The organism is Mesorhizobium sp. WSM4808, assembly GCF_055811675.1.
This window is the reverse complement of the sequence record NZ_JBVVQX010000013.1, coordinates 56,625-65,946: the sequence shown is the minus strand read 5'-3', so window position 1 is coordinate 65,946 and position 9,322 is coordinate 56,625. Positions and strand designations below refer to the sequence as shown.

The 9,322-nt window shown below is 62.8% G+C and carries 11 protein-coding genes; 7 read left to right on the top strand and 4 right to left on the bottom strand.

Annotated features, from left to right (window positions below; genetic code table 11):
• Positions 1 to 92: 92 nt before the first annotated feature.
• Together AC0L2U_RS22720 and AC0L2U_RS22715 are read left to right on the top strand one after the other, a co-directional pair.
• The gene (locus AC0L2U_RS22720) at positions 93 to 1,166 is read left to right on the top strand and encodes a branched-chain amino acid ABC transporter substrate-binding protein (RefSeq protein ID WP_292657578.1); all 1,074 of its coding nucleotides are present in this window, start codon (positions 93 to 95) and stop codon (positions 1,164 to 1,166) included.
• Positions 1,166 to 2,191: a P1 family peptidase gene (locus AC0L2U_RS22715; protein ID WP_473602688.1), complete on the top strand. Its 1,026-nt coding sequence runs from the start codon at positions 1,166 to 1,168 to the stop codon at positions 2,189 to 2,191. Before AC0L2U_RS22720 ends, AC0L2U_RS22715 begins: the two co-directional genes overlap by 1 nt.
• A gap of 9 nt (positions 2,192 to 2,200) precedes the next feature.
• Here AC0L2U_RS22715 and AC0L2U_RS22710 read toward each other — a convergent pair whose 3' ends face one another.
• Positions 2,201 to 2,455 (bottom strand): DUF2171 domain-containing protein, encoded by a 255-nt coding sequence (locus AC0L2U_RS22710; RefSeq protein ID WP_127269889.1) that lies wholly within the window; start codon positions 2,453 to 2,455, stop codon positions 2,201 to 2,203.
• A gap of 127 nt (positions 2,456 to 2,582) precedes the next feature.
• Between AC0L2U_RS22710 and AC0L2U_RS22705 the strand changes: the two genes are divergently transcribed.
• The 3 genes from AC0L2U_RS22705 (at position 2,583) to purB (ending at position 5,196) form a co-directional block, all read left to right on the top strand.
• On the top strand, positions 2,583 to 3,308 hold the full coding sequence (locus tag AC0L2U_RS22705; protein WP_292630495.1) for a DUF2259 domain-containing protein: 726 nt from the start codon (positions 2,583 to 2,585) through the stop codon (positions 3,306 to 3,308).
• A gap of 107 nt (positions 3,309 to 3,415) precedes the next feature.
• Positions 3,416 to 3,829, top strand: a complete 414-nt coding sequence (locus tag AC0L2U_RS22700) for a hypothetical protein (RefSeq protein WP_127269893.1) — start codon at positions 3,416 to 3,418, stop codon at positions 3,827 to 3,829.
• A gap of 59 nt (positions 3,830 to 3,888) precedes the next feature.
• Positions 3,889 to 5,196, top strand: coding sequence for an adenylosuccinate lyase (gene purB, locus AC0L2U_RS22695; RefSeq protein ID WP_127269895.1), 1,308 nt, complete (start codon positions 3,889 to 3,891; stop codon positions 5,194 to 5,196).
• 173 nt (positions 5,197 to 5,369) lie between these two features.
• Here the strand turns inward: purB and AC0L2U_RS22690 are convergent, their stop codons facing one another.
• Positions 5,370 to 6,182 carry a VOC family protein gene (locus AC0L2U_RS22690; protein ID WP_128289303.1) on the bottom strand — a complete coding sequence of 271 codons (813 nt, stop codon included), beginning with the start codon at positions 6,180 to 6,182 and terminating at the stop codon, positions 5,370 to 5,372.
• A gap of 249 nt (positions 6,183 to 6,431) precedes the next feature.
• Between AC0L2U_RS22690 and AC0L2U_RS22685 the strand changes: the two genes are divergently transcribed.
• Positions 6,432 to 6,986, top strand: a complete 555-nt coding sequence (locus AC0L2U_RS22685) for an RBBP9/YdeN family alpha/beta hydrolase (protein ID WP_127332048.1) — start codon at positions 6,432 to 6,434, stop codon at positions 6,984 to 6,986.
• A gap of 6 nt (positions 6,987 to 6,992) precedes the next feature.
• Here the strand turns inward: AC0L2U_RS22685 and AC0L2U_RS22680 are convergent, their stop codons facing one another.
• Positions 6,993 to 7,766, bottom strand: coding sequence for an HpcH/HpaI aldolase family protein (locus tag AC0L2U_RS22680; RefSeq protein WP_127269901.1), 774 nt, complete (start codon positions 7,764 to 7,766; stop codon positions 6,993 to 6,995).
• Positions 7,767 to 7,892: 126 nt separating this feature from the next.
• Complete coding sequence (locus AC0L2U_RS22675) at positions 7,893 to 8,213, bottom strand: DUF1476 domain-containing protein (protein WP_013532126.1); 321 nt, start codon at positions 8,211 to 8,213, stop codon at positions 7,893 to 7,895.
• Between the two features lie 275 nt (positions 8,214 to 8,488).
• On the opposite strand from AC0L2U_RS22675, the gene purC reads away from it, so the two are divergent.
• Positions 8,489 to 9,283 carry a phosphoribosylaminoimidazolesuccinocarboxamide synthase gene (gene purC, locus AC0L2U_RS22670; protein WP_013532127.1) on the top strand — a complete coding sequence of 265 codons (795 nt, stop codon included), beginning with the start codon at positions 8,489 to 8,491 and terminating at the stop codon, positions 9,281 to 9,283.
• Positions 9,284 to 9,322: the final 39 nt, after the last annotated feature.

Sequence of the window (9,322 nt, the reverse complement as noted above, 5' to 3'; positions counted from 1 at the left end):
ATTCGCGTGTTGCACCAAGGCCGTGCAGCCTTTAGGTCTTGGCGGCATAGTGCCGGGAGCATAGAGCCGGCACGGAGGGACCCATCGCTCGAATGCGACCCAGGACAAGAACAATAGCGGCGCTGTTCTGGCTGTTTCTGGCCAGTGCCGCGAATGCCCAGACGCTGCTCGTCGGCGTCGCGGCACCGCTATCGGGACCATCTGCCATTCTCGGCAAGCAGATCGAGGCCGGGACCGGCCTGGCGGCCGACGCGAACGGCATCGAACTGAAGACCGTGGATGACGCCTGCACCGCCGATGGTGGCGCTGTCGCGGCCAGGGAATTCGCCGCTGCCAAGGTCAATATCGTGGTCGGCTTTCTCTGCACCGAGGCGATCGAGGCGGCGATGCCGATCCTGAAGGACGCCGGCATTCCGGTCATCACCATTGGCGTACGGACCGAAAGCCTGACCGACCGCCGCGCCAAGACCGGCTGGCCGGTCTATCGCCTCGGGCCACGCGGCGACGATGAGCGCAACGCCATCGCGTCCGCCCTCACCCATCTATGGCAGAACGAGCTGTTCGCCATTATCGACGACGGCACCATCTACGGACGTGAGATCGTCGAGACGTTGCGGGCAGCGGCCGAACAGGCAGCGCTGAAACCGGTATTCGTCGACACGTTCCGGCCACAGCTCGACAACCAGATCGGCATGATCGGCCGGCTGAAGAAGGCTGGCGCGACGCATGTCTTTGCCGGTGGCGACGGCGACGACATCGCCATCATGGGCCGCGATGCCGCACAGCTTCAGGCGGGCATCGTCTTTGCCGGCGGCGAAAATCTCCGCACACCGCCGGGCGATGTACCCTATGCCGTGGGCACGCTGATGATCGCACTGCCTGAATGGGCCGATGTCGCCGATCCAAAAGTGCTGGCGGCATTTGACGCTAAGAAGATCGTGCCTGACGGCTATGCGCTGCCGGCCTTTGCGGCGGTCGAAATCGCCAAGGCAGCATCAGGCTTGTCCGAAAGCTCGGGCAAGCCGCTGACGGAGGCCCTGACCGGACAGGATTTCACCACGGCGATCGGGCCGATCCGCTTTGATGCAAAAGGCGACCTCAGCCAGAGCCCCTACCGCGTCTTCCGTTTCGACGGCACGCGCTTCGCGCCCTTGGAAAGCAACTGATGTTTCGCACCGGCCCACGCAACCTGATCACCGACGTTGCCGGCCTGCGCGTCGGCAATTCGTCCGACGCCAGCCTGAAGTCCGGCGTCACGACCGTGCTTTGCGACACGCCGACAGTGGCTGGCGTTCAGATCCTGGGCGGCGCGCCGGGCACGCGCGAGACAGACCTGCTCGAACCGCACAATTCCGTCGATGTGGTGCACGCCGTCGTGCTTTCAGGCGGTTCGGCTTTCGGCCTCGACGCGGCGTCCGGCGTGCAGGCGGCATTGCGCGAACGCGGCATCGGCCTGGAGGTCGGTGGTTTTCGCGTGCCGATCGTGCCGTCGGCGATCCTGTTCGACCTGCGCAATGGCGGCGACAAGGATTGGGGCCGTTATCCGCCCTACCGCGAGCTTGGCTATGAGGCCGCGCAAACTGCCGCCGCCGATTTCCAGCTTGGCACGATCGGCGCCGGCACCGGCGCGCTGACCTCGGGGCTGAAAGGCGGCCTCGGCTCCGCCTCGACGCTGCTGGATAGCGGCGTCACCGTCGGTGCGCTGGCCGCCGTCAACCCGACCGGATCGGTGACCACAGGCCGAACCCGCCATTTCTGGGCAGCACCGTTCGAAATCGGCGACGAATTCGGCGGGCTTGGTTACCCCTCGCCGATGCCGGCCGATGCGAAACGGATTCTTTTGAAACACCGCGACAAGCATGTTGGCAGGCAGATGGAGATCGGCGGCAACACCACCATCGCCGTCATTGCCACCGATGCGGTGCTCACAAAAGCTGCCGCCAAGCGCCTGGCGATATCGGCGCATGACGGGTTCGTGCGCGCGATATGGCCGACGCACACACCGGCCGATGGCGACCTTGTGTTCGCGCTGGCGACCGGCACGAGCGGTATCGAACTCTCCGCCGATGCGGCGATCGATCTCTACGCCGCAGCCGGCGCCACCATGGCGCGCGCCATCAGTCGCGGCGTCTACGCGGCAACCCCTGCCGAAAACGATCTGTTTCCGGTCTGGTCGTCACGCCTGAGGTGAAGCGATCAATCAGACCCGATCGGACTTTTCTTCCTCGAACGTCACCGCAACATCGGAATTCGCCGACAGCCAGACCTTCTTGCCGTCGACTTCGGCAATCAGGCTCAGGGGAATATAGTGATGATGGCCCTTGTGAGCGCCCTCGCCGCTATCGGCCTTGGTCAGCTTGATGCGCTGGCCATCGACCTTGTCGACAGTGCCGACATGCACGCCGTCGGCGCCGACGACTTCCATATGCTCGCGAATTTTGCTGGTGTCGGTCATGGTGGTCTCCATTGGGACTGCCGACGATAACAAATGACGGGCCGATTGGATGCATCGGCTTTCGCACCGCACGACGTTTTGATTTCGGCGTGCTAGGGGATTGAGACGATCACGGGGGTGAAGACCGATGCGAATGCTCTTTCTGTTTGCCGTTGGCCTGCTTGCACAGTTTGCCACCTCGATCGCGGCTCATGCCGGCGATGTCGCCGAACTTGAAATCCTCGGCTTCACCAAGGACGGCAGCGTCTTTGCTTTCGAGGAATATGGCGTGCAGGATGGATCGGGTTTTCCCTATGCCAACCGCTACTACATCGACACCAGCACCGACAGCTTTCTCAAGGGCACGCCGATCCGGGTCCGGCTTGAGGACGAGAATGCCAAACTGGATGCGGCGCGCCTTCAGGCCCGGCAAAAAGGCGAAGCCATTGTCAGTCAGGCCGAGTTGGACGCCAATCGCGGCATCACCGCCGGCTTCAACCCGGTGACCGAACTTTCGGCCGATCCGCACCGGATGGCAGTCAACCCGCGCCCGATCTTTTCGCCGGTCGACCCACCGCTCGAGTTTCGGCTCGACGAGCTCGGCATGAACAACACCGAGGGCTGCGAGAGCCAGGGCAAGATCAACGGCTTCCGGCTGCTGCGTATCGAGGCGCAGGATGGCGGCACGACCAAGCTGCTGCACGAGGACAAGTCGATACCGAAAAGCCGGGGTTGCCCGAACGGCTACCGCATCGGCGCTGTGCAGACCTTTTCGATGGACAGTCTCAGCGCCTATGCCGTGCTGATCGCGGTGCGCCAATACGGCTTTGAAGGCCCGGACTTTCGCTGGATCGCGGTGACCGGCCGCCTGTGACACCGCTTGTCCCACCCGCCCCGCGCGATCGTTCGCTGAACCGCCTTCGCCGCGCGATACCGACGCCGCGCACTGCGTTTTATGGCGCCTTGCTATGGGCCACGACGATGGGCGCCAGCGCGCTCGTCGCCCTGTTGTTGGACGACTGGGAGACGCCGGCGAAAATCCGCATTGTCACCGCGCTGTTTGCGGTGGGAGCTGCGCTGGCTTTTCCCATCGGCCTGTTCGCGGCGCGGCTGGTCTCGCAGGGAAGACGCTGGGAAGTCGCCTTTGCCGCGGCCTTCGTGTGCCTAGCCGCGGCGACGATCGGCCTGACCGCCGGGCTGTTTGCCCTGCAGTACCGCTCCTACTACGCCGAGTGGCATGCGCCTGCTTTCACCCGCACCTGGGTCCTCCAGTTCGTCTTCACGACGTTGATTGCGCTTTATCAGTTCGTGGTGCTGGGCATCCGGCTCTATTTTCCAGTTGGTTTCATCGCTCTGTTTGCCGCGGGCGTCTGGTTTGCGCGCCAGCAGCGTTGAGCATTTTGCTCGCCTCTGTTAGGACGCGGGCAAACTTCTCGATATGTCAGGACTGACCGATGATCCCTCGCTATTCCCGGCCGGAAATGGTTGCCATCTGGTCGCCAGAAACCCGGTTCCGCATCTGGTTCGAGATCGAAGCCTATGCCTGCGACGCGCTGGCCGAACTCGGCGTCATTCCCAGGGAAGCGGCAAAAACCATCTGGGAAAAGGGCGGGGCGGCAAAATTCGATGTCGAGGCGATCGACGAGATCGAGCGCGTCACCAAGCATGACGTCATCGCCTTCCTCACCCATCTCGCCGAATTCGTCGGCCCGGACGCCCGCTTCATCCACCAGGGGATGACCTCGTCCGATGTTCTCGACACCTGCTTTGCCGTACAGCTTACCCGGGCCAGCGACATCCTGCTCGCCGACATCGATGGCTTGCTTGCAGCGCTTAAGCGCCGCGCCTTCGAGCACAAGGACACCGTCACCATCGGCCGCAGCCATGGCATCCATGCCGAGCCGACGACCTTTGGCGTCAAGCTGGCGCAGGCCTATGCCGAATTCTCGCGCTGCCGCGAGCGGTTGGTGCACGCGCGCGAAGACATCGCCACCTGCGCGATTTCGGGCGCGGTCGGCACCTTCGCCAACATCGACCCCTATGTCGAGGAACACGTCGCGGCAAAGCTCGGCCTGAAGCCCGAGCCGGTGTCGACGCAAGTGATCCCGCGCGACCGCCACGCCATGTTCTTTGCCACGCTCGGCGTCATCGCCTCGTCGGTCGAGCGGCTGTCGATCGAAATCCGGCATTTGCAGCGCACCGAAGTGCTGGAAGCTGAAGAGTATTTTTCGCCGGGCCAGAAGGGCTCGTCGGCCATGCCGCACAAGCGCAACCCGGTGCTGACCGAAAACCTCACCGGTCTTGCCCGCATGGTGCGCTCCATGGCGCTGCCGGCGATGGAAAATGTGGCGCTCTGGCACGAGCGCGACATCTCGCACTCCTCGGTCGAGCGCATGATCGGCCCGGATGCCACCGTGACGCTCGATTTCGCACTGTCACGGCTGACCGGCGTCGTCGACAAGCTGCTCGTCTATCCCGACAACATGCTGAAGAACATGAACAAGTTCCGCGGCCTCGTGCATTCGCAGCGCGTCATGCTGGCGCTGACCCAAGCCGGCCTGTCGCGCGAAGACTCCTACCGCCTGGTGCAGCGCAACGCCATGAGGGTGTGGGAGCAAGGCGCTGATTTCCTTGAGGAACTTTTGGCCGACAAGGAAGTGACCGCAGCGCTGCCTGAAGCCGAAATCCGCGAGAAATTCGACTTGGGCTATCATACCAAGCATGTCGACACGATCTTCAAGCGGGTGTTTGGAGAAGCCTGAGCTTCCTTCTCCCCGTCACTATACGAGGAGAAGGTGCCGGCAGGCGGATGAGGGGCGGTGCCGACTTCGGCGACAATCACCCATTCACGCTTTGAGAAATTCACGACTTTGGCGCTGCCCCTCATTGCCCTGCCGGGCATTTCTCCCCGTTAGTGACGGGGAGAAAGACGCTCTCAAGCCTTGCCGGGAACAGTCCTGATCACCGTGCCCCACGGATCTTCGCGGGTTGCCGGGCTCGTCACCTTGTCCGAACGCATCTCGACCCAGGCAAGGCCCGACCGGCTCGAATCGCGGCGGCCGGCGCCTGAACTCTGCCAGGCGTTGGCGCCGATGTGGTGGTGATAGCCGCCCGACGACAGGAACACCGCCTGGCCACCGTATTTGGCCATGGTGTCGAAGCCAAATTCCTGGTTCCACCAGGCTTCGGCGTCTTCCGGCCTGCCGACACGCAGGTGGACATGGCCGACGATGCTGTTTTCCGGCGTACCCTGCCAGCCGGCATCACCCGCCGGCACTTCGGCAACGACGGACGGAATGTTCAGCCGTTCTGTCGCCATGGCAATCTTGTCGCCATTCCACTTCCAGTCCTGCGCACGGCGGTCGGCATAGATCTCGATGCCATTGCCTTCGGGATCGGTCAGGTACAGAGCTTCGCTGACCAGATGGTCGGAAGCGCCCTCGATCGCGATCTTGTTTGATATGGCGTGGTTGATCCAGCGGCCGAGGTCGGCGCGGCTGGGCAGCAGGAAGGCGGTGTGGAACAGCCCGGCGCTGCGCGGATCATCCGGCTTGGCTGAAGCGTCCTGCTCAAGCACCAACAAGGGACGGTTGGCGGCGCCCAGGGTGATCGCGCCATCGGCACGGCTCAACTCCTGCAGACCGACAATTTCGCGGTAATAGGCGGCAAGGCTTTCCGCGTCGCGCGCCTTCAGCCCGACGCGGGCAACGCTGACCGGGGTGGTGGCGGCAAAAGGCAACTCGCTCATCGAATGCTCCGTTCGACCGGCCTGCGATGAAGCTCCCAAGGCGAGAAGCCCCACTCCGCCGATCATTGTACGTCGTGTCAGTTCCAAAGTCAGGGTTCCCGCGCACGGCTGTTTCTTTTCCTGACCACAGATCGTCCATCGGCATCGTTCACACAAGACGCGAAGAAGCGAACATGGTGTTCACTATTGTGATCAAAAGCGGCGTTCCTGCTGGTTGCACGAAGCGATGCCGCTCGCTATCTCAGCGCCATGAAGGTCAAGGAAGCAGATATCCTCATCGTACCGGGCTACACCAATTCCGGCCCCGACCATTGGCAGAGCCGCTGGCAGTCGAAACTGTCGACGGCGCGCCGCGTCGAACAGGCCGAGTGGTCGAAGCCGGTTCGCGAGGACTGGACGGCGAGCGTCGCCAAGGCGGTCAACGAGGCCGAGCGGCCGGTCGTCCTGGTGGCGCACTCGCTCGGTGTCGCCGCTGCAGTGCAAGCCATTCCGCAGTTCCGCAAGCCGGTCGCCGGGGCCTTCTTCGTGGCACCTCCCGACGTCGCCAATCCCGAGATCAGGCCCAGGCACCTGATGACCTTCGGCCCCTATCCGCGTGAGCCGCTGCCCTTTCCCTCGATCGTGATCGCCAGCCGCAACGATCCGTTCTGCGCCTTCGATGTCGCGGAGGATATCGCCGGCGCCTGGGGTTCGCTGTTCATCGATGCCGGTGAGACCGGTCATCTCAACCCGGATTCAGGTTTTGGTCCTTGGCCCGAAGGTTCAATGACCTTCGCCAAATTCCTGACGGATCTGAAACCTTGAGCGTCTTCAGGACCCGATCGAATCGCGGACGCTCTTGATCAGCGTTTTTGCCCCAAGCCCGATCAGCGAATGCTCGGAGCCCATGGCCAGCAGGCGATAGCCCATCGACACGACCCGGCCGGCAATTGCCGGCTCGACAACGTAGATCGCCGCATGTTTGCCGGCCTTGCGGGTGCGCTCGGCCACCGATGCCACCGTCTCCATCATGCTTTCCAGCGTCGAATTGACGGTCGCACCATTGCTCCAGGCGATCGAGAAATCCGACGGGCCGAGGAAGATGCCGTCGATGCCGGGCGTGTCGAGGATGCCATCGAGCGCATCGAGGGCGGCACGCGTCTCGACCATGGCGAAGGCCATCGTGCGCTGGTTGGTGTCGCGCAGCCAGTCGGCCTGGTCGCCTTGGCCGTGGCGTGGAAAAGCGTAGGTCGGACCCCAGGAGCGCTCGCCGAGCGGCGGGTATTTCATGGCGGCGGCGAACAGTTTTGCATCGGCAACCGAATTCACCATCGGCGCGATGACTGCCTCGGCGCCGAAATCGAGCGCGCGGCTTGCCATGTCGAAACGGCCAACGGGAATGCGCACCAGCGCCGGCTTGCCGGCAGCGAGCACCGGCACCAGGCCACGCAGCACGCTGTCTTCGTGATGGCCGCCATGCTGCATGTCGAGCGTGACGGCATCAAAGCCCTGCTTGGCGACGATCTCGACGGTCAAGGCATCCGGCACGCCGGACCATGCGGTGAACAGCGTTTCGTCGGCCGCGAGGCGGGACTTCAGGGACATGGATACTTTCCTTGTTAACTCCGGCAGTTTCAGCCGGAAACCGCGACAAAGGCAAAGAAAAACCGCCCGGATAGGCCGGGCGGTCGATTGGTCCAGCGTATGGCCGGCATCAGCGCATGGCCCGGATCAGGTGTTCTTGATCTGCTCGATCGCCTGCGCCATCAGTTCGTCCATGGTGCGGCGGATCTGGTGGTCCGACTGCTCGACGCCGGCCGCGTCGAAATCCCCGCGGATCTTGCGGAACACGTCGTGGTCGCCGGCTTCCTCGATGTCGGAGATAACCACTTCCTTGGCATAGGCGTCGGCATCAGCGCCGGATTTTCCGAGCTTTTCGGCGGCCCACAGGCCGAGCGCCTTGTTGCGGCGCGCCGAGGCCTTGAACCGAAGCTCCTCGTCGAATGCGAATTTACGCTCAAAGCCCTCTTCGCGGTCTTTCATGCTGCTCATGGCGTCCCTCCGGTCAAATTCGATTCGTTGGCGGTGAATATGTGCGTTGCCAAAGCACAAACCAAAAGGTCGCGGGTCGGTCAATACGCTTCATCGAATGCTGCGCTGCGGCATTTCAGTCCCGAAAGCGGTTGATTGGAAGGATTTGCCGATTGAGCAAACGATGTGATTGGGATAGACCCGGCATTGAACCCTACCGTAGCCGCACTATTTCAGGCAGACGGACAGGAAATGGTCTGATACCGCCCTGTCCGGAACCCCAGAGAAAAATCCAGATGAAAAATCGCCGCCGCATTTATGAAGGCAAGGCCAAGATACTCTATGAGGGACCCGAACCGGGCACGCTTATCCAGTTCTTCAAGGATGACGCCACCGCGTTCAACAAGAAGAAGCACGAGGTCATCGACGGCAAGGGCGTCCTCAACAACCGCATTTCCGAGTACATCTTCAACCATTTGAACCGCATGGGCATTCCGACCCATTTCATCCGCCGGCTGAACATGCGCGAGCAGCTGATCAAGGAAGTCGAGATTATTCCGCTCGAAGTGGTGGTGCGCAATGTCGCCGCCGGTTCGCTGTCCAAGCGGCTCGGCATCGAGGAAGGCACCGTTCTGCCGCGCTCGATCATCGAATTCTATTACAAGGCCGACGCGCTCGACGATCCGATGGTGTCGGAAGAGCACATCACCGCGTTCGGCTGGGCGAGCCCGCAGGAGATCGACGACGTCATGGCGCTGGCCATCCGCGTCAACGACTTCCTCTCTGGCTTGTTCATGGGCGTCGGCATCCAGCTCGTCGACTTCAAGATCGAATGCGGCCGGCTGTTCGAAGGCGACATGATGCGCATTGTCGTTGCCGACGAGATCTCGCCGGATTCCTGCCGCCTGTGGGACGTGGCGACGCAGGACAAGCTCGACAAGGACCGTTTCCGCCGCGACATGGGCGGCCTCGTCGAGGCTTACCAGGAAGTTGCCCGCCGCCTCGGCATCATGAACGAGAACGAACCGCCGCGCCCAACCGGCCCGGTGCTTGTCGCCTCGACCGACGGCCTCAAAGGCAAGCCGCACTGATCGCGGCTTGCCTCCCGATACTCAGAACAGGAGCATGTC

Excerpts from the sequence above, each read along its gene's own strand:
- AC0L2U_RS22720 (WP_292657578.1), top strand. The coding sequence starts at position 93 with ATGCGACCCAGGACAAGAACAATAGCGGCGCTGTTCTGGCTGTTTCTG.
- AC0L2U_RS22715 (WP_473602688.1), top strand. The coding sequence starts at position 1,166 with ATGTTTCGCACCGGCCCACGCAACCTGATCACCGACGTTGCCGGCCTG.
- AC0L2U_RS22710 (WP_127269889.1), bottom strand. The coding sequence starts at position 2,455 with ATGACCGACACCAGCAAAATTCGCGAGCATATGGAAGTCGTCGGCGCC.
- AC0L2U_RS22705 (WP_292630495.1), top strand. The coding sequence starts at position 2,583 with ATGCGAATGCTCTTTCTGTTTGCCGTTGGCCTGCTTGCACAGTTTGCC.
- AC0L2U_RS22700 (WP_127269893.1), top strand. The coding sequence starts at position 3,416 with ATGGGCGCCAGCGCGCTCGTCGCCCTGTTGTTGGACGACTGGGAGACG.
- purB (WP_127269895.1), top strand. The coding sequence starts at position 3,889 with ATGATCCCTCGCTATTCCCGGCCGGAAATGGTTGCCATCTGGTCGCCA.
- AC0L2U_RS22690 (WP_128289303.1), bottom strand. The coding sequence starts at position 6,182 with ATGAGCGAGTTGCCTTTTGCCGCCACCACCCCGGTCAGCGTTGCCCGC.
- AC0L2U_RS22685 (WP_127332048.1), top strand. The coding sequence starts at position 6,432 with ATGAAGGTCAAGGAAGCAGATATCCTCATCGTACCGGGCTACACCAAT.
- AC0L2U_RS22680 (WP_127269901.1), bottom strand. The coding sequence starts at position 7,766 with ATGTCCCTGAAGTCCCGCCTCGCGGCCGACGAAACGCTGTTCACCGCA.
- AC0L2U_RS22675 (WP_013532126.1), bottom strand. The coding sequence starts at position 8,213 with ATGAGCAGCATGAAAGACCGCGAAGAGGGCTTTGAGCGTAAATTCGCA.
- purC (WP_013532127.1), top strand. The coding sequence starts at position 8,489 with ATGAAAAATCGCCGCCGCATTTATGAAGGCAAGGCCAAGATACTCTAT.